16 protein-coding genes and 1 pseudogene are annotated in these 25,555 nt (G+C 36.6%); 4 read left to right on the top strand and 13 right to left on the bottom strand.

The features are described 5' to 3' along the window. Positions 1–40 precede the first annotated feature (40 nt). The 3 genes from CACET_RS16865 to CACET_RS16875 form a co-directional block, all read right to left on the bottom strand. A complete protein-coding gene (locus tag CACET_RS16865; RefSeq protein ID WP_044824318.1) occupies positions 41–3,397 on the bottom strand; it encodes an efflux RND transporter permease subunit in 3,357 nt (1,118 codons plus the stop codon). A gap of 14 nt (positions 3,398–3,411) precedes the next feature. After that, a complete protein-coding gene (locus CACET_RS16870) occupies positions 3,412–4,701 on the bottom strand; it encodes an efflux RND transporter periplasmic adaptor subunit (protein WP_048407551.1) in 1,290 nt (429 codons plus the stop codon). 399 nt (positions 4,702–5,100) lie between these two features. Further along, on the bottom strand, positions 5,101–7,083 hold the full coding sequence (locus CACET_RS16875; RefSeq protein ID WP_044824320.1) for a methyl-accepting chemotaxis protein: 1,983 nt from the start codon (positions 7,081–7,083) through the stop codon (positions 5,101–5,103). Positions 7,084–7,557: 474 nt separating this feature from the next. Between CACET_RS16875 and CACET_RS16880 the strand changes: the two genes are divergently transcribed. After that, positions 7,558–7,845, top strand: coding sequence for a putative quinol monooxygenase (locus CACET_RS16880; RefSeq protein WP_052661321.1), 288 nt, complete (start codon positions 7,558–7,560; stop codon positions 7,843–7,845). 56 nt (positions 7,846–7,901) lie between these two features. Here CACET_RS16880 and CACET_RS16885 read toward each other — a convergent pair whose 3' ends face one another. The 9 genes from CACET_RS16885 to CACET_RS21195 form a co-directional block, all read right to left on the bottom strand. Further along, positions 7,902–8,369 (bottom strand): chemotaxis protein CheX, encoded by a 468-nt coding sequence (locus CACET_RS16885; RefSeq protein WP_044824321.1) that lies wholly within the window; start codon positions 8,367–8,369, stop codon positions 7,902–7,904. A 402-nt stretch (positions 8,370–8,771) separates the two neighbouring features. Then, positions 8,772–9,725, bottom strand: coding sequence for an ABC transporter permease (locus CACET_RS16890; RefSeq protein ID WP_044824322.1), 954 nt, complete (start codon positions 9,723–9,725; stop codon positions 8,772–8,774). Then, entirely contained in the window at positions 9,722–10,831 is a 1,110-nt protein-coding gene (locus CACET_RS16895) for an ABC transporter permease (RefSeq protein ID WP_044824323.1), read from the bottom strand. Before CACET_RS16895 ends, CACET_RS16890 begins: the two co-directional genes overlap by 4 nt. Further along, the gene (locus CACET_RS16900) at positions 10,812–12,356 is read right to left on the bottom strand and encodes an ABC transporter ATP-binding protein (RefSeq protein WP_044824324.1); all 1,545 of its coding nucleotides are present in this window, start codon (positions 12,354–12,356) and stop codon (positions 10,812–10,814) included. The genes CACET_RS16895 and CACET_RS16900 overlap by 20 nt, the downstream gene beginning before the upstream one ends. Before the next feature lie 21 nt (positions 12,357–12,377). After that, positions 12,378–13,508, bottom strand: coding sequence for a BMP family ABC transporter substrate-binding protein (locus CACET_RS16905; protein WP_044824325.1), 1,131 nt, complete (start codon positions 13,506–13,508; stop codon positions 12,378–12,380). A 522-nt stretch (positions 13,509–14,030) separates the two neighbouring features. After that, positions 14,031–15,116, bottom strand: coding sequence for a 3-phosphoserine/phosphohydroxythreonine transaminase (serC, locus tag CACET_RS16910; protein ID WP_044824326.1), 1,086 nt, complete (start codon positions 15,114–15,116; stop codon positions 14,031–14,033). A 38-nt stretch (positions 15,117–15,154) separates the two neighbouring features. Beyond that, on the bottom strand, positions 15,155–16,336 hold the full coding sequence (locus CACET_RS16915; protein ID WP_044824327.1) for a pyridoxal phosphate-dependent aminotransferase: 1,182 nt from the start codon (positions 16,334–16,336) through the stop codon (positions 15,155–15,157). Positions 16,337–16,516: 180 nt separating this feature from the next. Beyond that, complete coding sequence (locus tag CACET_RS16920; RefSeq protein ID WP_044824328.1) at positions 16,517–17,587, bottom strand: tetratricopeptide repeat-containing glycosyltransferase family 2 protein; 1,071 nt, start codon at positions 17,585–17,587, stop codon at positions 16,517–16,519. A gap of 385 nt (positions 17,588–17,972) precedes the next feature. Then, the gene (locus tag CACET_RS21195; RefSeq protein ID WP_082139071.1) at positions 17,973–19,676 is read right to left on the bottom strand and encodes a hypothetical protein; all 1,704 of its coding nucleotides are present in this window, start codon (positions 19,674–19,676) and stop codon (positions 17,973–17,975) included. 452 nt (positions 19,677–20,128) lie between these two features. Here CACET_RS21195 and CACET_RS21395 point away from each other — a divergent pair. Further along, a pseudogene (locus CACET_RS21395) lies at positions 20,129–20,308 on the top strand (ABC transporter ATP-binding protein); the annotation flags it as partial. Between the two features lie 22 nt (positions 20,309–20,330). On the opposite strand, the gene CACET_RS16930 reads toward CACET_RS21395, so the two are convergent. Beyond that, on the bottom strand, positions 20,331–22,346 hold the full coding sequence (locus tag CACET_RS16930; protein ID WP_052661323.1) for an EAL domain-containing protein: 2,016 nt from the start codon (positions 22,344–22,346) through the stop codon (positions 20,331–20,333). A 722-nt stretch (positions 22,347–23,068) separates the two neighbouring features. Here CACET_RS16930 and CACET_RS16935 point away from each other — a divergent pair. Both CACET_RS16935 and CACET_RS16940 read left to right on the top strand, forming a co-directional pair. Continuing rightward, the gene (locus CACET_RS16935) at positions 23,069–24,763 is read left to right on the top strand and encodes a sensor histidine kinase (RefSeq protein WP_044826472.1); all 1,695 of its coding nucleotides are present in this window, start codon (positions 23,069–23,071) and stop codon (positions 24,761–24,763) included. 13 nt (positions 24,764–24,776) lie between these two features. Beyond that, positions 24,777–25,499, top strand: a complete 723-nt coding sequence (locus tag CACET_RS16940; protein WP_044826471.1) for a LytR/AlgR family response regulator transcription factor — start codon at positions 24,777–24,779, stop codon at positions 25,497–25,499. The last annotated feature ends 56 nt before the right edge of the window (positions 25,500–25,555 follow it).

A 25,555-nucleotide genomic window follows, 5' to 3' on the forward strand; every position in this document is an offset into this window, starting at 1 on the left:
GTTAAATTTAGTAAAAAAACAAGTGGTTTTCAACTGTTGCTTAGCAGCTTGAAGAAAGGGGTTTTGTCTTTTTATTTGATCGTTTTGTTTTATGTTCCTCCAGGATTGAATACATGGTAGGTACCACCACTAAGGTTAATAGGGTAGCCATACACAAACCACTAATTAAGGCAATTCCTAAAGGAGCGAAAAACGCTTCTTTTAACGTAATAGGTAAAATCCCCCCGGCAGTTGTAATAGTGGTTGCTAATACAGGCAAGAACCTTGTTTTCCCTGTCTCAAGAATGGCTTCCCTTGTGTCATATCCGGTTCCCCTGAGGTAATTGATGTAGTCCACTAAAACAATGGCATCATTTACCGCAATCCCCACCAAAGCAACCAACCCCACAAAGGCCACAAAACCAAACTTATTACCCGTAATAAGTAATCCCGGCATAACACCTATCAGTGCCATGGGTACAGTAAATAAAATGATCAAAGGTTGTGTTAAGGAATTGAATTGAATCGCTAATATAATATATACCAAAATAGCTGCAAGAATCATGTTATTCATCATATCTTCAAAGGATTCTCCCATTTCCTCCATCTCTCCTCCAAACTCCAATACTACCCCTTGAGGCATAGAATAATCTTTTATTTCCTCTTTAAACTTATTAATGACTTCAACTGCTGTTACTCTTTCGGCATCAATTTCTCCCGAAACCGCTATTCTCCTTTTACCATCTTCGTGGGATATATTCATAATACTTTCGGTTTCTACGATCTCTGCTACCTGTGAAAAAGGGACAGCCTCTCCCCTAGGTGTATAGAAAAAGATTTTTTCTATATCCCGTACGGTTCTAAGTCGATCCTTTGAGGTTCGAATAATAACATCTATTTCATCTTGATTTTCTCTAAAAGTTGTGGCCTTAATTCCATGAATCACATTCCTTATAGACAGGGCTATGGACATATTGTCTAACCCTAGTGTAGATGCCTTAGCTTGATTCACTCTTACCTGTAATTCTGGCATTCCCTCACCTATACTGGTTTTTATGTCCCTTGCCCCTTCTAGCGACTTTAGAATCTCAGCAAAGTCCCTTGCGGTATTTTCTAAATCCTCTAGATTTTCTCCTTTTATTTTCAAATAGATAGGAGCACCTGTTGGTGGTCCTGCCTCTAATTCAATAACCTTTATTTCAGCCCCTGCAATTTTTCTTACATGACTTCTAATTTCACTTGCAATCTGCACACTAGTCCTTTCTCTATGGACTTCTTCCTTCAATTCTACAATAATTCTTCCTTTGTTAGGCATATCAGGACCCTCCACAGTAAAGTCAGACCATATATCCGTCCCCTCATCACCTACATAAGAAACAAAGTGATTGATTTCATTTATGTTAAACAAGTACTTTTCTACTTCCTCAACGATCTCTAAAGTTTCCTCTAGGTTACTTCCTTGTGGTGTGCTAATCTCTACGTAAAAGCTAGGCATATCTTCTTCTCCAAACATTTCAACCTTCAGTATACCTAGTGGAATTAAACCTATACTTATGATAAAAGCTAAAAAAATCATTCCTATAAACAGCAGTTTTCTTTTCGTTGTTGTAATAACCCAGCCCAGACATTTTTGATAATAACTAATTACTTTACTCTCTTCATGTCCACCTTTAAATTTAAACTGCTTAAGAAACATAATAAATCCAAAGACTACAGCCATTGTAATGGATAGCATACCATACTGTTTTACACCCTCTTGACTCCAATCCTTAAAGGCAATCAAGGATAAAACAAAGACAAAAACTACAGAAATCCATTTTATGTAATTTTGCTTTTTAAATCCTTCAGACTTTGTTTTATGACTTCTATGGGTCTTGATCATCCCCGCACAAATCGAGGGAGCTATGGTAATTGCCATAAAAAACGAGGCGGTCAAGGTGAAGATGACTGTCAAGGGAATAGGACGTATAAATTCACCCATTATTCCAGAGGTTAAGGACAAAGGAAAAAAGGCTGCCAATGTTGTCAATGTAGATGCCATAATAGCAGGAGCCACCTGATTGGTACCTACTTCCGCCGCTAACTTTGAAGATAATCCTTTAAATCTCAGTCGATCTATATTTTCCATAACTACAATAGCATTGTCCACCAGCATGCCTACTGCTAAAACAAGGGAAAACATGGTGATCTCGTTTAAAGTCATTCCTGACACTTTCATCAGTCCAAAGGCTGTAAAGATAGAGAGGGGAATAACAAAGGCTACAATTAACGACTCTTTAAATCCTATAAAAAGAAATAATACCACGATGACCAACAACAACCCTGATTTTGCATTATCAGTGACAGAACCCAGTTGCGAAGCTACATAGTGGGCTTTGTCAGATACCAGCTCTAGTGTCATATCGCTGGGATATAAACCTTCTTGATGTTCATTTAGTCTCTTTAAGATAGCGTCTTTAACTATAATATCATCGGCAGATTCTTTTTTCTTGACAGAGATTGCAATGGCATTTTCAATATAAGGTTCTTCTTCTGATAGTACAGGTTTTCTTACAAATTTTTTTACATCCTCATAACCATCCTCTATCATGGCAATGTCTCTCAAATGAACCTTTCCGTTTCCCAAGTCCTTAATAATTACACTTCCTAATTCTTCTACTTTTTCAAATCTTCCTATTGTACGGACATTATAGTGTATTTCATTTAGCTTAATATCCCCACCTGGAAGGTTTACATTGGACTGTATGAGGGCATTTTTAATATCCTGTAAAGAAATATTGTACACTGATAGTTTTTGCGGATCTACAATAACCCTAATTTCTCTTTTTATATCTCCTACCAGCGCTACTTCAGTAACACCCTCCACTGATTCAATCAAATTTTTTATTTTTTCAGCACTTTCCTGAATTTCTAATGTTTCACGATTTCCCCTTAAAGTAAACACCAATACAGGACTTTCCCCTGTTTTCATATCCATCACCCTTGGTGTTTCTACATCTACAGGTAATGTATCACTTATATCTAAAATCTTTTCTCTTGTTTCTCTAACTTTTTCCTGTATATCACTACCGGAATCAAATTCTATGAATATGGTAGACTGTCCAAAGGTAGATCCCGATGTAATTCTTCTAACATCTGTCAGTTCCTCCAGCTTTTTTTCTATAGGATCTGTCACCAGTGATTCCACTTCCTCTGGAGAAGCTCCTATATAAGTTGTTTGTACCACTGCAAAGGGGATAGTGACTTTTGGCTGTGCTTCCCTCTGTAATCCAGAGTATTGCGTGATTCCCCAGAAAAAAATAATTATAATCAATAAGTAAGTAACCCTATATCTATTGATAAAAAAAGCAGACCATCTTCCTAGGAAATTTTTCTTTTGGGAAAGCTCTGGTATATCCTTCTTGTTTTTATCCTCCATCAATTTGCCCCCCTTTACCTGTGATCTTCGGTTATAAATACTTCTTCACCCTCTGATACATACTCTTTCCCTTTAATAATTAGCTGTTGTCCTTCCTTCAGGCCTTCTTTCACTTCTACATATTTCCCATTATCAATGCCAATTGTCAACGGAAAAGTTTTTACAATATTATCTTCCACAATATAAGCAAAATATTGACCTTTATCTATTTTTAGATGTTTTCTTGGAAGGACAATGATATCTTCACTTCGTTCTAAATCTACAACAGCTTCTGCAAACATTCCCGGTCTGATCCTACCCTCTTTATTTTCTATTTCAATACTAACAGGATAGGTAAATGTTCTTCCCTCTGTTACAGGGGTAATTTTGGTAATCCTTCCTTTAAAGGATTCCTTCCCTGCTGCTGCAATATTTACTTCTATTTCTTCATCTATCTGTACTTTGTTAATAAAAGTCTCTGGTACATAAATATCTAAAACTACTGTATCAATATTTACAATAACAAAAGAGGGCACAGTATTTCCTGTGATTTCTCCTTTTTCAATACTTCTCGATGCTACAACTCCCTTGATAGGGCTGGTAACATTTAAATCCTCCAGCGTTTCTTTGGCATTTTTTAATTGAATCAATAGAGCATCTCTAGCTGCAACTGCTTGTTGTAGTTGATTTTTTGCGTTTTCTATATTTTCCTTCAAAATTGACCCTACTAAAAGCTCATGATTTCTCCTACTTGCTTCATAGTTTAGTTTTGTTTGTTCATAGGCTAGTTTTACTTGATCATACTGCTGCCTAGAGACAGCCCCTGCATCATAGAGTTTATTCATATCTTCATAGTTTTTTTGTGCATCCTCATATAATACCTTCAAAAGATTGATGGTATCTTCTGACTGATTTTTTTGGTTTTCTCTCATGCTTCCTTCTGCCATTGATACTCCTATAGAAGCAGTATCAATAGAGATTTCTGCTGCCTTTACCTGGTTGTTTAGCTGGGCAATGGTATGTTCAACATTCCTTTTATCCATAATAAACAATAGATCTCCCTGCTGCACCTCGTCACCTACATCAAAGAAAATTTCTCCTACTTCTCCAAAAGATTTTGCCATGACACTTACCTGATTTTTCGCCTTAATCTCTCCTGAATAAACTTCTATCTTGCTTATATCTCCTTTTGCAACTTTTTGTACTTCTACATATACTAGATCTTTTTCTACGTCAGTGGGCTTTGTATTGTTGCATCCTGTCGATATAATTAATACAACAAACATGATTAAACTTAACCACACATAATTCTTGGAAGTTTTCATCTTACACTCTGGTTTCTATAGCCTAGACACTATAAAATACTGCTGTGTAAATTTTTCACAGGCTAAACCAGAACTTTCACCTACCTTTCCTTTAATTTTTTATAATTGAAGCAGTCCTGTATATAGATTTACTCCATTATACTTGAATTTCATTAGCGTTAATTTACACCATAATTTGTCATCCTGAGGGGAGCAAAGCGGAGTCGAAGGATCCTAGTATTAGCAAAATGACAGTTTCAGAGAATTTTGATAATAATTATATATGCTAATAATTTACAAATACCTCTATCTTTTTTATACCTGATTCACTATCTATAATCAAGTTATATTTTTCCAAAATACAAACTCGTAGAGGAGGCAGCACTAAAAACTGCTATCCATCTACGAGTAATGATCATTTTAAACTTTAAACTTTTCAATCAAGGTCTGTAGTTCTTGGGCTAAGTTTGATAATCCTTCACTGGCACTTGCAATCTCTTCTACAGCAGCAGTCTGTTCCTCCATAGATGTTGCTGCTTGTTGGGTAGCAGCAGAGTTTTCTTCTGCAATAGCAGAAAGACTTTGTAAAGCACTTAATATTTCGGTTTTCATCTTTTCCATTTCTTTACCTGAAAAGTTTAATTGTTCCATAGCTGCTTCCGCATCCTTCATTGCTTCTGCTATTAACATATACTTATCTTTACTATTGGTTACACCCTTTGTTTGCCCTTTAGATATCTTACTAACTTTTTCCATTGTTTTTACAGCATCTTTAGCATTACTTTGCAGTTCGCTGACGATTTTATCGATGGTTTTTGTAGATGTAGCTGATTGTTCTGCTAGTTTTCTGATTTCTTCTGCTACCACTGCAAAACCTTTTCCTGCATCTCCTGCCCTTGCTGCTTCTATGGCGGCATTTAAAGCCAGTAAGTTGGTTTGTTCTGCTATGGAAGCAATTACTCTGCTAGCTTCTACAATACTATCAGAGCTTTCGTTGGTTTTTAATATTACCTCATAGATTTCTTTTGAAGCACGATTACTTTCTTCAGTAATGTTAAACAAATCACTGATTTCCTGCAGGCCTTCACTAACAGTTCTTGCTACTTTACTAGAAGCTACATTCAAATTTTTGATAACTATTTGATCCTTTTCAATAGCTTCTCCTAATAAAGTCGCCTTTAAAGAACCCTCTTCTGTATTTCCTGCCTGATCAGAAGCACTTCTTGCAATTTCTTCTATGGTTTTTGCTACTTCATCAGCAGCGGTAGCTGATTGTTGGGATGTAGCCGTCAACTCCTCCGAAGCAGCTGCCACCTGCTGTGAGGAATGATTGATATCCTTAATAATTTCTCTAAGATTGTGAATAATGTTCTGTAGCGCCTTTGACAAGACACCAATCTCATCTGCTTTTTTGAGAAGGTCCTCGGGCATATCCTCTGTAATATCTAAATTTGCCAGCTTTTCTGAAAAATTTACTGTTCTAATAATAGGTTTTGTTATTGAATTCCCAATCAAGTATATAATGACAATACTTATTAGCAAAATAATAAGTGTACCAAATAAAATTCTCCTTTGCAGTGATGGAACTGCCGATAAAACCTCTCTTTCATTTGCAGTGATAACTAGTATCCAGTCTGTATCTTGAATAGCTGCATAACCAGCATATAGATCATGCCCTTCAAAAGTATAGCTACTAACTCCAGTTTGCTCTTCTAGTATCTTTTCAAATAGCGTCGCTACAGATTTTTGACTTTCATCGTGTAATGCTTCCTCAATGTGATTATACTGGTTAAACACTCTGTCTCTATCAGGATGAGCCACCATTGTTCCTTGTTGATTAATCATATAGGCGTAGCCAGTACTGCCATAACCTGTATCTTCTATAATATTTGTTAGAGCCATTCCATCTCTATGGCCTACTAAAGCCCCCACTACCTTACCATCTTCTTCAATAGGAGCAACATACATTAAAATAGGCTTATTTTCACGAATCAACAAATCTGATACACTTACTTCACCATCTAAGGCTCTTTTGATAGACTCTGCCCCTCCTAATTGACTGGTTGTACCATCTACATGATAGGCAGTGCCATTAGGGTGCACAACCGCTAAATCAAAAAAATCAGTTCTTTGTAACTGTCTTTCCAATACAGCTTGCTGTTCCTCCCAATTCATTCTTTCAATATCACTCCTGCCCGCAATTATCTCCAAGGTTCTTTTTTGAATTCTCACTCTGCTCTCCGTCAACCTTGCAGCCTCAAATGCCAGAGAAGCTAAGTTTTTTTCAGCTTCTTCAGTAAGAGATATCTTAGCTCTTTGTATAGAGATACCGCCTAATGCAATAGACGATAATAAAATTAAGATGGAAAAATAAAGAATGAGTCTTGTTTTTATACTTTTCATTTCTATGCCTCCATTGTACGTATTTAAATATGACCGTGCAAAATTTCTTAGCTTTAGTTCTTTACTCTTCAATAAGTTTTTCTCTTAATAGATACCTATGATTTTTATGAGCTATAAGCTACTTTTATCTTTGAATGTTTCCTCCCTCCAATCCCATTGATTTCTAAACCCTTCCTCCTTACCTTATACCACTTCACTATGTCAATGCTTCTGCTTCTAGCTTGCCTAATAATTTGATTATAGTGGGTTTTTCCCCAATTTTCTTGAATATTCGACAAACTGCTGAAATATTCGACGAAATAGCATCTATTACTTTAAGGAATCTAAAACTTCACAAAAGATCTTCCTTTGTTTTTCAATCTTTCTAAAATTTCTGCTTTTTAGATTTATCCATAATATGGTATAATGAATTTAATGTATATAACTTAGTCTAAGTGCTTAAATTTTAGATTTAAACCAAGGAGAGGATATAAGATGGTATCACTTATTGCCAAAATTACTGCCATACCAGGAAAAGAAACACAACTCATGGAAGCAATCACTAATTTAACCAAGATCACTCGAGAGGAGACAGGTTGTATCACCTACATTCCTCATGTTTCTGTAGAAAACACTGCAGAAATTATTATCTTTGAACAATATGTAGATGAAGCTGCTCTACAGTATCACGCTTCAAGCCCTCATTTCAACGCTGTCTTCGCAGAAAGGTCTGGTGAGCTTTTAAGTAAGCCTATTGAAGTCACAATGCTAAAAGAGTTTTAGCACAGCAAAAAAGACACCTAGCTTCTAATTTTTCGCTAGGTGTCTTTTTTTAGGTGTTATTTATCCACGTAGGATATATCTACCTCGATCGTATCTCCATCTTCAAAAAGAAGTGGTACGCACATAATCACACTTTTATGTATACTCAACTGAATACGCTCTCCTGTTAATATAGTTGGCGGGGTAATATCAATGTCGACGCCCTTCTGAGAAAACAACGTGGCAGTGTTACCCATAATCATGTTGCACAACTCACCAATTGCACTTCTCCCCATTTCATCCAACTCAGTTACAGGCATTCCCATCATCATGGCAGAAGCCACTCTATAAGCCATTTCCTTACTAAAATTAATTACTACATTTCCAGATATTTTACCTGTTAATCCTATCAGCACCAACACATTGTCACTTTTATAGGGGGTATCCTTGACACCTACCTTCCCTAGCTTTGGTGCAAGTCCCGTAGTCTGATGTATAACATTTGTACTTGCCTCAATGAATTGGTTAATATATTCTGCTTTCATAATATATTCTCCCTTAACTTTATTCTTCTCATTTATATGCATCCTATTTTTTTAGAGCATTATAGATTTTGTATAATTTCTTAAAAAACTTTTACAAGAGGTACATAAATTCCATCGATGTCAATCACCATCTCTGGCAGAGGTTAAATATCATTAAATGATAGGTGAGTGATCACTCACCTATCATTATTTAGTTCATTATATAGGTATAATTACCCAGCGTCAAGTCCCAATTGGGTCTTTTATAAAATTCCTCCCTATCTTTTTTTAAAAAAATCAATACTCTTTACATATACAGATACATGCAAAAGTCTCCTGACTTATGGTTTCAGTCAAGAGACTCATATTTTCTAAAGTAATATTTTCTAACTTCTTTACCTAATAACACTAAAGCATCTCTTCCTATCTTTCTTCTCTAAAATAATTTTCTCCACAGGCAGCAGGTTGAGCATGCTTCTTGGATTTTTGCATAGAGGTAACAATCAGTATAATCACAGTAATTAAAAATGGAAGCATCACATAAAAAGCGTTTGGGAGGCTGATCAAACTCTTTCTGACATAAAACTGGAGAATACTAAAACCTCCAAATATTAAAGAACCTAAAATAGCCTTCACTGGACTCCAGCTTGCAAAGATTACCAATGCTACAGCAATCCAACCCTGTCCGTTGACACAACTATTATTCCAAACACCGCCGCCGTTAATTAAAGATAGGTAAGCACCTCCTAATCCGCAAATGCCTCCGCCTATGAGAATATGGACATACTTTACTAAAAGGACATTGATTCCTGCTGCATCTGCGGTAGCTGGATTTTCGCCTACGGCACGCATATTGAGTCCCGCCCTTGTATGCTTAATATAAATACCACATAGAATAGCAATGACTATAGCAAGATATACCAATGGATTGTGAGAAAATAAAAGTTTACCCATCACAGGAATCTCTCCCAATACTGGTATGGTCCTTTCACTCAGTGCCGCTACAAACCTCGGTGATAGCTTAGGGGAACCATCTACAGATTTACTAATCATAATTTCTCCAAAAAACCTAGCAAAGCCTGAACCAAAAATTGTTAGCGTAAGTCCTGTTACGTTTTGATTTGCCATCATGGTGACTGTAAGAAAAGCATAGATCAAAGCTCCCAACATCCCTGCTAATATAGCAGCCAACAACGCAAGGAGGACATTATCGGTGTGATATCCAACAAAAAAACCGCTAAAAGCTCCCATGAACATCATGCCTTCAACACCGAGGTTCAAATGTCCTACCTTTTCATTCATAATCTCTCCTGTAGTACCAAAAAGAAGAGGGGTTCCAGCTTTAATTGCAGCAAATAAAAAATTAATCAGCATCATACAGACCGTCCCCCTTCCGATTTTTTGCGAAAAATAAATTGATATCTTCGAAAGAAATCAAATCCAAGGATAAAAAACAAGATAATACCTTGCAAAATAGCGGATACTGCTGCTGATATACCAAAGGCACTCTGCATGACACTGCATCCTTTTTCCAAAATACTGAATAATATTGCTACAAGTAAAATTAAGATGGGATTCAAGTAAGATAACCAAGCTACAATAATAGCGGTAAAACCTACCCCTCCTGCAATTCCTTCGCTTAGTGTATAGGCAGCTCCTGTTGCCTGTGTCATTCCTGCTATGCCACAAATACCTCCACTTAAAAACATTGTACGTAATACAACTTTCCTGACATCTATTCCAGCATACTTTGCCGTATTTTGACTTTCTCCCACCACACTGATTTCATAGCCATGTTTAGAAAACTTTAAATAGATAAAAATAAATACAACCAATATTAATCCGATAATCCAACCTGCATGAACGCCAAAAACTCTATCCAGTCTTGCATTGGCATGAAAGGATGCAATTTTAGGAAACCCACCAGCATTTGGATCAAGCCATGGTCCTTCTGTCAAATACTTAATCGTATATAGTGCGATATAGTTGAGCATGAGTGTAAATAAGGTTTCATTGGTGCCAAACTTTGTTTTGAAGAAAGCTGGAATTAGTGCCCATAAACCGCCTCCTATCATACCTGCCATCAACATGACAGCAATGAGTAGACTATGGGGCCAGTCACTATGAAACAATGCAAAGTAGGTGGCAAAGATTGCTCCCATGATGATTTGTCCTTCTGCCCCGATGTTCCAAAATTTCATTTTAAATGCCAGCGTAACTCCAAGGGAGCTAATCAAAAGAGGAATTGCAATTCTTACAGTCCCCTGCATTGCTATTTTACTTCGAAAGGCCCCGTCTATAATCGTCATATAAGCCTTTATTGGATTAAGACCCAACGCAAGTAAAAACAATCCACCCGTAACTATTGCTGCAACAAATGCTGCTATATACAGCAGAGCAACCTGTTTGCCTTGTAGTTCCTCTCTTTTTGCAATCCTGATCAATGGTTCACGGCGAGGTATCTTACCCACAGTATTGCTCATACTTCTTTTCCTCCTTATCTAAAACTACATCCGCCATCATTAAACCAATCTCCTCTTTTGTGGCTGATTTTGTATCTACAATTCCTGTGATTCTTCCATGGCACAACACCATAATTCTATCGCACAGTTCTAACATCACATCCAAGTCTTCCCCTATAAACAGTATACCAACACCTTTTTGTTTTTGTTCATTTAAAGCATCATATATGGCATAGGAAGAGTTAATATCCAGTCCCCTGACAGCGTAAGCAGTTATTAGTACATTGGGGTTGGATTCAATTTCTCTACCCAGCAGTACTTTTTGTACATTTCCCCCTGACAATCTTCTAACAGGAGTTTCTACACTAGGGGTTACGATTTGCATATCATCTACTAGTTTTTTTGCTAATTCTTTTGCAGCCCTTTTACTGATAAAAGGCCCTTTCTTACTGTGTCGATAATTCTTTAAAAGCATATTTTCCACCATACCCATAGAAGCCACAAGCCCCATGCCAAGGCGGTCTTCGGGAATAAAGCTCATGCTGATCCCTAACTTTATAATATCATGTGGATTCATACCCACAATATTTTCATTACGGTAAAGGACCGCTCCTTTTTTCACAGGTATTAATCCAGCCAACGCCTCACACAGTTCCTTCTGACCACTTCCTGCGATGCCTGCTACACCAAGAATCTCCCCTTGGTTTAGCTGGAAGCTGATATCCTTCAAAGACTCTATCCCCTCTTGATTTTCTACCGTTAAGTGATGGATCTCTAATAAATTTTCTTCAAAATCATTTTCAGGATGTTCAATGGCTAGCTCAATAGCACGTCCAACCATCAGTTCTGTTAGTTCTTTGGCATTTGTCTCCTTTGTATTGACAGTGGCAACACTCTCTCCCTTTCTAAGAATGGTCACTCTATCACTTATTTCTAAAACTTCATTTAATTTATGGGTAATAATAATCACTGCACAACCATTATCCCGCATCCTCCGTAAAATATCAAAAAGACCAGTGATTTCCTGTGGTGTTAAAACAGCAGTAGGTTCATCTAAAATTAAAATATCCGCATTGCGATATAAAACCTTCAAGATTTCTACTGTTTGTTTTTCACTGACTGACATATTGTAAACATATTTTTGAGGGTCAATTTCTAATCCAAAGGTTTGGCTGATTTCTCCAATCCTTTGAAACCTTGATTTTGATAACCACATACCCTTTTCTTTTGAACCTAAAATAATATTATCTGTTGCTGTCAGTACATCAACCAGTTTAAAGTGCTGATGAATCATTCCAATTCCTAACTTGGCGGAGTCCTCAGGGGAATTAATAACAACCTCCTGCCCCTTCACGAAAATAGAACCGCTGTCAGGACGGTAAATACCTGACAGCATGTTCATGATCGTTGTTTTTCCAGAACCATTTTCCCCAAGCAGGGCGAGAATCTCACCCTGCTTGACAGATATATTTACTTTATTATTTGCTATTACTGTTCCAAAGGTTTTCGTAATTTCTTTAAGTTCAATAGCTGTTTTCTTGTTCACACTGCCACCTGCCCAGTTTTCTTATTCTACAACAACATTTCTATAGTACCAATTCATGGCACCTGTAATTTCTGCTTCAGTAAGAACTTGATCTTCCTCACAAACCTTATTTCCTTGATTATCATAAAGTTCTCCCTCAAACACCTTGAAGGAACCATCCATAATTTTAGCCCTTACTTCGTCAATCTTTTCTGCTGTACCTTCTGCACAGTTTTCTGAAAGGGGAGAAATATCCACCATGCCCTCTGCCATACCTCCGAAATAGTTTTCTGCTGTCCAAGTTCCTTCCATTACATCTTTTGCTGTTTGGGTATAATATACACCCCAATTCCAAATAGGTGCTGTTAAGTGTGCTTTTGGTGCATCTTTTGTCATATCAGAGTTATAACCAACACTCCATACACCTCTGTTTTGTGCTGCAAGCTGAGGTGCAGTGGTATCCTGATGCTGTGTAATAACGTCTGCACCAAGGTCTAATAAAGCCTCTGCTGCCTGTCCCTCTAAAGTAGGATCAAACCATGTGTTGGTAACTTTTACATAGATTTCTGCATCAGGATTAACAGACTCAACACCCATAGCAAAAGCATTGATTCCACCTGTAACCTCTGAGTTATCTTGGCCCATTGCTGCAACATAGCCTATCTTATTTGTTTCAGTTTTTAGCCCTGCAGCAATTCCTGATAAATAACGGGCTTCATAAATACGACCAAAATAGTTGTTGAAGTTCTTACCATTACTCTTATATCCGCTTCCATGAGAGAACATAATATCCGGATACTCCTCTGCCATTTCTTCCATAGTATCCATATACCCCCAACTAGTACCAAAAATAAGTTTAGCACCTTCTTCAATACATTCCTCAATTGCATTTCTTGTAGCAACTGCATCTGCATCACCGATATTGTTTTTACGAATGATCTGTGCATCAGATAAGCCTAATGCTTGTTGCATCTGTACAATACCTTGATCATGAGCATAGGTATACCCTGCACCTTCAGAAGGATCTCCTATATGAATTACCCCTACTTTAAAATCCTCGGCACCTGTAGCAATATCATCACCACCTGCTGTTTCGTTTGACCCACATCCTACAACAGCAAAAACCAATACCACTGCTAAAAGCAGTGCCCATATTTTTTTACTCTTTTTCATTTGATTTTCCCCCCATTTAATAAAAATAAATATAATAAAGTCGTTTCACTTTTAAACTATCTTCTAGTATCTAGCTAATTCCCCTGATAATTTTCATGAAACAGACCTATTACCCACCTTATCTATTTATGTAGTCTTGCTTATAAAGTTCAGTGTTTTTCTATTAATGTATCATTAGCGTTAACTTAATCCATAATTTGTCATCCTAAGCGGAGCAAAGCGGAGTCGAAGGATCTTAGTATTAGCAGAACTCTTCGTTATTCCAAGATCCTTCGCTATGCTCAGGATGACAGTTCCAGAGAGTTTTGGTAATAATTGTGTTAAGTTAACGCCTATAATTAATGTATTGAATTGTAAATAACATTAAATAATCTATACAATATTTTCATTCTAAACCATAAAATAACTTTTTTCAACAAATTTCCCAGAAATTAATTAAATTCTTATGAATTTTCTGTATTCTAACAAAAATCTCCCACATAACTATTTCTAGTCCTATGGGAGATCTTCATTGATCTTTCTTTATTTTTTGTTTTCCGCTTCAAATTTTTTCATAAAATCTACCAGAGTCTTTACACCCTCCACAGGCATTGCATTATATATGCTGGCCCTCATACCGCCGACGGTTCTATGTCCCTTTAAATTCTCGAAGCCTAAGGCTTTTGCTTCTTTCAGAAACTTAACATTCAATTCCTCTGAATCCGTTATAAAGGGGACATTCATCAAAGAACGATCTTTCTTTGCAGCGGTTCCTTTAAACATGCTGCTAGAATCAAGATAATCATACAATATAGAAGCCTTTTCTTGGTTAATTTTTTTCATGGCTTCTAGACCTCCTAAACTTTGAATCCATTTAAATACTTTGCCACATATATATATCCCATAAGCTGGCGGGGTGTTGTATAGAGAATCATTGTCTGCATGAATCTTATATCTTAACATTGTTGGTGTACCTGGTAACACATCTTCTGTAATTAAATCTTCTCGAATAATCACAACAACTACCCCTGCAGGTCCTATGTTTTTTTGAACACCAGCAAAAATTAATCCGTACTTAGATACATCTATTGGTTCAGATAACATATCTGATGACATATCCGCTACCAAGAGCTTATCCCCTGTTTCTGGTATATCATTATATTTTGTTCCATAGATTGTATTGTTGTGGCATATGTAAATATAATCTGCATCATCAGAAATTTTTAAGTCCTTTACTTCTGGGATATAGGAGAAGGTTTTGTCTTCTGAAGAAGCTATAACATTCACTTTACCATACATCTTTGCTTCCGCTATTGCCCTTTTTGTCCATTGACCTGTATGAATATAGTCTGCCACTTTATTTTTCATTAAGTTCATGGGAATCATTGCAAATTGTTGAGATGCACCCCCTTGAAGGAATAACACCCTATAGTTATCTGGAATAGCCACTAGCTCTCTTAGGCTTTTTTCAGCATTTCCAATAATTTCTTCGAAAGCCTTAGAACGGTGGCTCATCTCCATTACTGACATCCCTGTGCCTTTGTAGTCTAACATTTCTTCCGCTGCTTCTCTTAGAACTGCTTCCGGCAATACTGCTGGTCCTGCTGAAAAGTTATATGCTCTTGCCATTTAAAATGTTCCTCCTCTTAGTTTATCTAATACACTTTTCACTTAAATTCGGCTGCTAATTTAGTAAAGGCACCAATAGAATTCTCAATCATATCAAATTTTACACAGTAAGAAATTCTAAAGTATCCAGGACATCCGAATCCAGTTCCAGGCACCAACAATAAATTGTATTTTAGTGCTCTCTTAACGAACTCTATATCATCTTCGATAAGTGCTTTGGGGAAAAGATAGAAGGCTCCTTGCGGTTTAACACATTCGAACCCAAGTTCTGTTAAATGATTGTATAGAAAATCTCTTCTCTTTTTGTATGCCTCAACATCTACCTTTGCTTCTAAGGCATCTCCTACGACTTTTTGAAATAATCCTGGTGCATTTACAAAACCAAGGGTACGATTACAGAAAGTTAGTGCATCAATTAGTAGTCCTACCTTCTCTATTTTGCTGCTTACAGCGATATATCCAATTCTTTCCCCTGCCAGTCCAAGAGACTTACTGAAGGAATTAATGATAATGCCATTTTTAAAGATGGCAAGTATGCTTGGTACATTAAAGTCATCGTAAACAATTTCGCCATAAGGTTCGTCAGAGATTACAAAGATCGTGGTATTGTATTCCTTTTCTTTTCTTTCTATAATTTGTGCAATATCCTTTAATTTTTCTTCTCGATAAATCACACCCGTAGGGTTATTAGGATTATTTATAATAACAGCCTTTGTTTTTGGAGTAATAGCAGCTTCAAAGGCCTTTATATCTGGTTCGAAGGTAGTTACATCCGGTGGAACAACCACAGTTTTGCCCCCATGATTATCTGCATAAAAACTGTACTCTACAAAATATGGGGCGAAGGCGATTACTTCTTCCTCTGGATTAAGGATAGCTTTTAAAACAACATTTAATCCTCCTGCGGCTCCAACTGTCATTACCACATTCTGTTGTGTCAATTCAACACCACTTCGCTTCTGCAAAGACTTGGCTATCTTTTCTCTTACCTCTGGAAATCCTGCATTGTTCATGTATCTATGTAGTCCTTTTTCTTCAGTCAATACATACTTTTTCAAAGATTCAGTTACTTCTTCAGGTGGTTCTGCGTAAGGATTTCCTAAACTAAAATCATATACCTTATCGGCACCATATTTTTCAGCAAGTTTTGCCCCTTCTTCAAACATTGCTCTAATCCAAGATGATCTACTTAGGTTACTTATTATTTTTTCTGATATCATATACTCTTACCTCCTGGTTCTTATACTATTTTATCTATTATTGTAATATAAATATTCTTTTAATGCTATAGACATATAATCTAAATTTTAATATACTGAGTATTACATTTGCAACCCACTATAAAGACACCTCTCTAAAATCGAGAGATGCCTTTTTAACTTTGCTAGTATACATCTTTACTATTGCAATGATTCAAAGTAATTTCTATTATACACTACAGCAGAGTCCTCTGGCTTATATTCTGCTGCTTTATTATTATACTTGATTGCTTCTTGCTGATTTCCAAGTTTATCATAACAGACACAAAGCTGTAGATTTGGTACAAAGTCCCAGAAATCATGTAGCACAAATCCCCAATGATCCGTAGGTTTTTTTAGTTGTGTAGCTAATGTGTACCATAAAATAGCTCTTTCATAATCATCTATTTCCATATAATAATAACCAAGCTGACAGCATATTTCTGCTCTTGGATTATCATATTTAAAACTCTTCAGCAATGATTCTAACCTATTAGCACGTTCATTTTTATATTGGTAACATAGCGATAGATGATAACAGGCACATATATTATCTTCTACCCATCCCATTTCTGTATCTAAAAATTTAGTAAAGTATATGATTGCCTCATCATATTTTTCATGATAGTATAGTTCTCTAGCGTAGTAATAAAGACCCCTAGTGCTTAAAGGAATACCTTTGGAAATTACTTTTTCGTATATAGATAAATTCCTATCAAAACTGGAAGTGCTTTCTCTCTTATGGGTTATAGCAATATCAGAATTTATAATTTTACCATTTATTTCTAAATATTCGTGTACTGGCTCATGCCAACGATAGTTTTTTATTCTTTTTGATAGACGTTCTCTAAAGTAGGATAAGGTAGGATGGCCATATACATCAAAGTCTGCATTATACTGCATCATGACAACATCTACATCTGGGTTTAGGTTCTGCTTTAGTTGGAGGAAATTTATCTGGTCTTCTTTCAAAATAACATCATCGGCATCCAACCATAAAATATAGTCCTTTGTAGCTTTAGAGTAAGAGTAGTTTCTAGCGGCAGCAAAATCGTCAATCCACTTAAAGTCTAGTACTTTGTCAGTATATTTTTTTACGATCGCCTTTGTCTTATCCGTCGACCCCGTATCTACAATAATAATTTCATCAACAAGATCCTTAACCGAATCAAGGCATCTAGCTATAACACTCTCCTCATTTTTTACAATCATACATAAGCTGATCGTAATCATATAATCACCTCAACGGAATTTATTAACATCATATCATGTTAAGCGTGCTACTTTTTTTATAGATATCTTCTGGTATAAATGTGGGGCATTATCCTTGAATTTTAATATACTAAGGGCCACATTTGCAATCCTGGTATTGGATGAAACCCTAGGCTGTGTATATTAAGATTCTTAGCCACACATCTATCATTCTTGTTTCTATCTATAGATTAATCACAGCAGGATAACGTATGTTATTCTGCTGTGATGTTTCAATACAAGATCACTTATAGATTTTGAAATATATAGTTTTTTTAACTTATCCTGTAGTAAGTTACGCCATACTTTTATATATTGCTAGAACTCCTACTTCCGTGAAAGAGAAGTGCTAGCAATTATTTGTTCATTAGCTATCTATTTTTTGAATTAAGATTGAGGCATTGGTATTAACTTGTGTGCCTCCTGCAAATGTTTCAAGAATAACAGGGACTTCACTAGTATGGTTTCGTACTGTTAGTATATCTCCAGCTGCAGCCGTAATAATAACCCAACCTGGATTAGGTGATGTGCCGGCTTCAGTACCATAGGTGGCACCTGGAACGGGAACACCATTTAAGAATAGTGTAAACTGACTTGGCTCCAAAGCTGCCGCATAGAACCATACTGAATAGTCACCAGCACTGCCAAGAATAATTGCAGCAGTTCCTGCTACATGGGTGATATTTCCGCTTACCACACCATTATTGCTGAATACAATATCTGCTTCTACTGGTACTGTTTGAGCAGTTACATTGTAGATATAGGCATATTCAGATAATCCTTGTGGGCCTGTTGGACCTACTGGACCTGCTGGACCTACTGGACCTGCTGGACCTACTGGGCCTGTTGGACCTACTGGGCCTGTTGGACCTACTGGACCTGCTGGACCTACTGGGCCTGTTGGACCTACTGGGCCTGCTGGACCTACTGCACCTGTTGGACCTACTGGGCCTGCTGGACCTACTGGGCCTGTTGGACCTACTGGGCCTGCTGGACCTACTGCACCTGTTGGACCTACTGGGCCTGTTGGACCTACTGGGCCTGCTGGACCTACTGCACCTGTTGGACCTACTGGGCCTGTTGGACCTACTGGGCCTGCTGGACCTACTGCACCTGTTGGACCTACTGGACCTGCTGGACCTACTGGACCTTGTGGGCCTGTTGCGCCCGTGGCTCCTACTGGACCTACTGCACCTGTTGGACCTACTGGACCTTGTGGGCCTGTTGCGCCCGTGGCTCCTACTGGACCTTGGGGACCGATTGGACCTTGTGGACCGATTGGACCTTGTGGGCCGATTGGACCTTGGGGACCTGCTGGACCTTGGGGACCGATTGGACCTTGTGGGCCTGTTGGGCCTACTGGACCAGGTACGCCTTGGGGGCCTGTTGGACCGATGGGGCCGATAGGACCTGTGGCTCCTATTGGGCCTTGTGGACCTATTGGACCTTGTGCACCTATTGGACCTTGTGGGCCGATTGGGCCTTGTGGACCTGCTGAACCCTGTGGACCGATTGGACCTTGTGGACCAGTTGGGCCTACTGGACCGGGTACACCTTGAGGGCCTTGGGGACCTGTTGCTCCGGGTACACCCTGAGGACCTTGGGGACCTGTTGCTCCGGGTACACCCTGAGGACCTTGGGGACCTGTTGCTCCGGGTACGCCTTGAGGGCCTTGGGGACCTGTTGCTCCGGGTACGCCTTGAGGGCCTTGGGGACCTGTTGCTCCGGGTACACCTTGAGGGCCTTGGGGACCTGTTGCTCCTACTGGACCAGGTACGCCTTGTGGACCTTGGGGACCTGTTGCTCCTACTGGACCAGGTACGCCTTGTGGGCCTTGGGGACCTGTTGCTCCTACTGGACCAGGTACGCCTTGTGGGCCTTGGGGGCCTTGGGGACCTGTTGGTCCTGTTGGTCCTGGAGGTCCAGGCGGACATGGCGGACATGGTGGGCATGGTTTACATGGTGGATGCGGTGGGCATGGATGCGGTTTAACATAAGTTTGACTTTCTGCACCAGAACATGTCATAACACCTAATTTATGGGAGTAATAGTGTTGTGTATGATCACTCATAATTTGATTCTACCTCCTTGATGAATACTGTTATTTAATAACAACAATTTTAAAGTGCATTAATTATACAAATAATACCTTTGATCTTTTGATTTAATACTGCTCTCGCTTTATATAAATAAAGCCGCTGATTTTTCAAGGGATCCTTGCTAGACTTTCATAATTTGTATTTTCCTCAGTTCCCAATAGTAGACTATGCAAATGCTATATAAATGGTTCCTAACTTTAGCGTTGATAACTAAAGTTTCGAGAGTTTTAATAAAACCTAAAGTAAATTTTTGTAAGTATGGAATCTAAAGGACTTTCAGGGAAAGATAAAAAAACTGTAGAAGATAAGATAAGAAAACATTTATAGAATAACTCTACTGAGGAACGAAGTCTTAGAAGAAACCCGTAGGAAAGCGTATGAACTATTTAAAGAGATCAAAGATGAGTAAGGAGGAAATGGCAAAACAACGCTATTAAGACTCTTAAATAAACTACTAAGTTACGATAGCAAAAAAAAATTTTATGAAAATCAATCTTTAAATGCTGTAAATTCCATGAATTTAAGAAGAAGTGTCGTTATGTTACCACAATCTCCTGCTATTTTTAAGGGCAGTATTAAAAATAGTGATAGGCCCGTTAATTAACACGGACCTATCGTAATTATTTTCAAAATAGTCTATCAAGTAAATCACTAGTCTCTTCATGAGATAAAGGTTTGCTTAATAAGTATCCCTGTCCACTTTTGCAGTAATACTTTTTTAAGTACTCCAGTTGTTCCTTTGTTTCTATTCCTTCAGCAACTACTTCATATTTTAAGTCATGTGCCAAAGATAAAATATGCTTAATTATCAATGTATCTATGTTGTTTTGAGGTATTAAGTTGATAAAGCTTTTATCTAGTTTAATAATATCAATAGGAAGTTTTTTTAAATAAGTGAGGGAGGAGTAGCCTGTCCCAAAATCATCTAAGGCGATTTTAAATCCTTTATTTTTCAATCTATTTAACCTTTCAATTACCAATTCAATATTAGATATAATTGCTGTTTCAGTTATTTCAATTATTATCTTTGAGTAATCTACATCGAAAGTTGTTACTAGCATTTCTAACTGGTGGAAATCAACATCACTCGCTACTGTTTTGCCGGATAAATTAATAGATAGTTCAATATGACCAAACCCTGTTTTCTCCCACTGCTGCTTTTGCTGCAAAGCCTTTTTTACGATCCACCGCTCTAAACTGTAAATTTGTCCTGTTTCTTCTGCCAATGGAATAAAGTCTATTGGTGCAATAAAGCCTTCTATAGGGTGAATCCATCTAACTAATGCTTCCATACCTATTATTTCACCGGTATTAAGCCTAAATTGAGGTTGATAAAAAAGCGTAAATTCTTCATTTTCTATGCCAAACTGTAGTTTGTTGGCCATTTGTACATGTTCTAAATTATTTTTTTCCATATCTTCCTTATAAAATACTACTCTATCTTTCCCTCCTTGTTTTGCAGCATACATAGCTATATCAGCACTTTTCAGAAGTTCGATAGTATTATTTCCATGATCAGGAAACATAACAACCCCTATACTCATAGAAACAAAAAACTGATGATTATTACTAGACCATGTTCTACCTATACCTTTCTTTATTTTTTCTATTTTTTCTATCAATATTTGATCTGATTCTATATCCATAAATACAATGGCAAATTCATCTCCTCCCAATCGTGCTACTAAATTAGGAGCTTTAATTTCAACATTTAAATGCATTCCTACATGCTTTAAAAATTCATCTCCTACTCGGTGACCCAATGTATCATTTATATATTTGAAGTTATCAATATCTATATATGTAACAGCAAACTTATTTTTTTCCGACTTGGAACTAATTAATTTACTTATTTCATTTTCGAACATAATTCTATTGATTAATCCCGTGAGTGAATCATAAAAAGCAATATATCTAAAACTTTCTTCATACTTTTTTCTTTCTGTGATATCTATACCCACCGAAATAACTTTATTACTACCATCATCATAATTTAACATGGTGCTATTCCATAATATGTCTATAGACCTTCCATCTTTTGATATAAATTGACTTTCATAGTTTTTAAACTCTCTACCTTGACTGATTTTTTCAAATGCATTATGCATTTTTAATTTATTTTCCTGTGAAAGCAGTAAATTAAACCACTTTTTATTTGTCAACTCGGCTTCTTTGTATCCAAATGTTGTTTGCCCAAAAGGATTCAGATTCTCTATTTTTCCATCCTTATCCCAAATTCCTATAATAACAGGAGCATCGTCAATGATTTTTTGAGTAAATCTTCTTTGATATTCCAATTCTTTTTTCATGCTTATTAGTTCTTGGTGGGTTTCTCTTAACTGAATATACGCTTCTATAGTCTCATTAGTAGCACTTTCCATAAGTTTTACTCTTTTTTTGATTAATGTATAGAGTAAGATCATTGTTATAAGAACGTATAGCCAGCCTTTATAGGTCTGCAACTGTCTATAAATTACAGGATCATTAGTTATAACTTTTAAAAGTTTGTCTGATAACAGTATCCACAATATTCCTATTACTCCATATACCATTGTAATCATCATAGGAATACTATGATGGTTTTCTTGTTTTAGCCTTTCTGTATAGTAAAGTATTTTTCTTTTACCACAGTTCATTATCATCATCTACCATCCTATATATGTTATTTCTTTTTTATAGAATCAACAGTATGCATTTATATTACTGCTAATCTTTAAGATTTCTTTTAAAAAATCAATACTATTTGTTATTCCTCTGAAAAAATTATTTAGATCTTTTATTTTTCATTAAAATATCTTATAATAACATAGAATGTAACAATATAGTTAACACTTTAACTATATTGTTACATTAATGAACACAAAAAACTACTCCTTTTATTAACAAAGCTTCTTTAAAGACTTTTCATTTCAATATTAGTATTATCTATAGTTAATATTCTATTTACCCAAATCTGCTAAATATTATTGGATTTTTATGTTGTTATTTTTAATTTGCCTTCGATTTTTTCATATGCTGATTATTATTCAATAATTACGCATCTATAAACTATATTAAAAATAGTCCGGACACTAGCATATCTACCATAGTTCCCCTTTTTGTATACTTAGATCCTTGATCCCACTGTATTTAGTAACTGGTTAGAGTAATGGCACTTAAAATTTGAAAAATACAAGACATATGAAATTATATGATATATACTATATAAAATAAAGTATAATGGCATACCAAAATATATGAAAAAGTGATTCCTAAGTAATAACAGTGATACCTAAGTTAGAGACAAGTTATAAATTAATAAAAAGGCCAGTGCAAAGTAGCATAAGATAATTATTTATTTAATAGTAAAGATAGGAGTAATAGTATGGATATAACCACTTACGATATATTTAAAAGTCTTTTAAATAACCTTGGAGTAATTGTTCTCATAGCTTTTTTATTAACCAAGGTTCGATATTTTAAGATCTTAGTTGCAGACAATGAAAGAATTGGGCTTAAGGGACAGTTTATCCTCATTATTATATTCGGACTCTTTGGTATACTTGCCACATATAATGGATTTCCTATTAAAGGAGCAATTGCCAACGCTAGAGTTGTTGGCGTAGTAACTGGAGGTATCATCGGCGGGCCTATAGTTGGGTTAGGAGCAGGTCTAATAGCAGGTGTGCATCGTTACGCAATTGACATAGGGGGGTTTACTGCTGTTGCCTGTGGTATAGCCACCATAATAGAAGGATATATGGGAGGTTATATAGGCGGTTATATTAAAAGGAGAGCCCATGGAAAAAATATAAAACCTATATCAGCTTTTTATATAGGAATAATTGCTGAACTTACTCAAATGACCTTGATTCTACTTTTGGCAAAACCCTTTCATGAGGCGTTGGAGTTAGTAAAGATTATAGCTATACCTATGACAGTATTAAATAGTTTAGGCATAGCTGTATTTATTATGGTAATTCAAAACATATATGGTGAAAAAGAACGAACTGCTGCTGAACAAGCTCAAAAAGCTCTTATAATTGCTAACAAAACGCTTCCTTATTTTCGCCATGGTTTAGACTATGAATCCGCACAATGGGCAGTAAAAATAATCCATCAGTATAACGAGTCTGATGCTGTTGCAATAACTGATACAGAAAAGGTTCTAGGTTTTGTAGGCCTTGGAGAAGATCATCACAAAGCTGGTATGGAAATAAAGTTGTTTCTTACAAAAAAAACTATTGCAACTGGAAACTATAGTGTAGGGCACACAAAATGTGATATAGGTTGTAATCATGAGGACTGCAAGCTAAGTTCTGCTGTTATGGTTCCACTAAAAAATAAAGACACATCCATCGGATCCCTTGTGTTCTTTAGTAAGTCCCCTCATGGTATTTCCTCAGTAGATATGGAACTGGCCAGTGGCTTAGCGCAACTTTTTTCCACTCAGATAGAATTGAGCAATATAGAAAAACAAAAGAGCGACTTAAATAAAGCTGAACTTAGGGCTCTTCAAGCTCAAATTAATCCCCACTTCTTATTTAACGCAATAAACACTATAGCTTCTTTTATTAGAACAAAACCAGACAGTGCTAGAGAACTATTAGTGCACTTAGGTGACTTCTTTAGAAAAAACTTACAAAGAACAACCGATCTTGTGTCCCTTAACAAAGAGATAGAACACGTAAAATCTTATCTCGCTATAGAAAAAGCAAGGTTCGGTGAAAAATTAAATGTAGAGTTTGATATCTCTGAAGGCGAAAGTTGCTTTGTGCCACCGTTAATCCTTCAACCACTTGTAGAAAATGCTATCAAGCACGGATTATTGCCAAAAAAGAATGGCGGAATCATAAAAATAAGTGCTAAAAAACAAGGAACGGATATGCATATAGCTATCATAGACGACGGTGTTGGTATAAAATGCTCCTTAAACGAGAGTACAGAAAAAGGTTGCGGTATAGGTCTATCGAATGTTAATGAAAGGCTTAAAAATCTGTATGGCGATAAATATTCTATAGATATTGGTGCAGAAACTGGACAAGGAACAACAGTACTGTTGCGAATACCTATAGAGTAAGGAGGATTAAAAGATGGATAAATTAAAAGCTCTCCTGGTGGATGATGAAGCACCAGCTCGTGAGGAACTAAAGTATCTATTGTCAAGGAACAAAGATGTGGAGATCATCAAGGATGTAGACAACCTAGAGGATGCCATCATCGCATTAAATACCCATCAGATAGACATTATTTTCTTAGACATTCAAATAAACAATGACAATGGTATTGAGTTTGCTGAAATTATAAAATCAAGGGAAGTTGCTATTATCTTTGCTACTGCCTACGATCAATATGCCGTAGAGGCATTTTCTTTAAATGCAGTCGACTACTTGCTCAAACCATTTTCACAGGAACGTGTGAATCAAAGCGTAAATAAAGCTATAAAAAGGATCACGGAGGATAACAAGCCCAAAAGAGTACTAAAGAAATTTACTTTTTGGAAAGGTGATAAGATGGTGGTGGTAGCACCAGAAGACATTTTATACCTAACGGTTGATGATAGAAAGGTCATTGTTGAGACTACAAAGGGTACCCTAACGGATGCAGGACCATTACTGACAACCTACGAAAAACTAGACCCTTCTCTTTTTATTCGTACCCATAGGAGTTATATTGTGAACTTAGAGAAAATAGAAGAAATTATACCTTGGTTTAACAATACCTATATTCTAAAAATGATAGGACTTAAAGACAAAGAGATTCCTGTTAGTAGAAGTTATTTACAAGAATTTAAAAAAGTAATAGGTGTCATGTAATGCATTTCATGAACTTTATTATGTAACTCATGTTAAATATCAACAATTAGAAAATA

Origin of the sequence: Clostridium aceticum (assembly GCF_001042715.1) — a bacterium.
GTDB lineage: Bacteria > Bacillota > Clostridia > Peptostreptococcales > Natronincolaceae > Andreesenella > Andreesenella acetica.

Excerpts from the sequence above, each read along its gene's own strand:
- CACET_RS16865 (WP_044824318.1), bottom strand. The coding sequence starts at position 3,397 with ATGGAGGATAAAAACAAGAAGGATATACCAGAGCTTTCCCAAAAGAAA.
- CACET_RS16870 (WP_048407551.1), bottom strand. The coding sequence starts at position 4,701 with ATGAAAACTTCCAAGAATTATGTGTGGTTAAGTTTAATCATGTTTGTT.
- CACET_RS16875 (WP_044824320.1), bottom strand. The coding sequence starts at position 7,083 with ATGAAAAGTATAAAAACAAGACTCATTCTTTATTTTTCCATCTTAATT.
- CACET_RS16880 (WP_052661321.1), top strand. The coding sequence starts at position 7,558 with ATGGTATCACTTATTGCCAAAATTACTGCCATACCAGGAAAAGAAACA.
- CACET_RS16885 (WP_044824321.1), bottom strand. The coding sequence starts at position 8,369 with ATGAAAGCAGAATATATTAACCAATTCATTGAGGCAAGTACAAATGTT.
- CACET_RS16890 (WP_044824322.1), bottom strand. The coding sequence starts at position 9,725 with ATGATGCTGATTAATTTTTTATTTGCTGCAATTAAAGCTGGAACCCCT.
- CACET_RS16895 (WP_044824323.1), bottom strand. The coding sequence starts at position 10,831 with ATGAGCAATACTGTGGGTAAGATACCTCGCCGTGAACCATTGATCAGG.
- CACET_RS16905 (WP_044824325.1), bottom strand. The coding sequence starts at position 13,508 with ATGAAAAAGAGTAAAAAAATATGGGCACTGCTTTTAGCAGTGGTATTG.
- serC (WP_044824326.1), bottom strand. The coding sequence starts at position 15,116 with ATGGCAAGAGCATATAACTTTTCAGCAGGACCAGCAGTATTGCCGGAA.
- CACET_RS16915 (WP_044824327.1), bottom strand. The coding sequence starts at position 16,336 with ATGATATCAGAAAAAATAATAAGTAACCTAAGTAGATCATCTTGGATT.
- CACET_RS16920 (WP_044824328.1), bottom strand. The coding sequence starts at position 17,587 with ATGATTACGATCAGCTTATGTATGATTGTAAAAAATGAGGAGAGTGTT.
- CACET_RS21195 (WP_082139071.1), bottom strand. The coding sequence starts at position 19,676 with ATGAGTGATCATACACAACACTATTACTCCCATAAATTAGGTGTTATG.
- CACET_RS16930 (WP_052661323.1), bottom strand. The coding sequence starts at position 22,346 with ATGATAATGAACTGTGGTAAAAGAAAAATACTTTACTATACAGAAAGG.
- CACET_RS16935 (WP_044826472.1), top strand. The coding sequence starts at position 23,069 with ATGGATATAACCACTTACGATATATTTAAAAGTCTTTTAAATAACCTT.
- CACET_RS16940 (WP_044826471.1), top strand. The coding sequence starts at position 24,777 with ATGGATAAATTAAAAGCTCTCCTGGTGGATGATGAAGCACCAGCTCGT.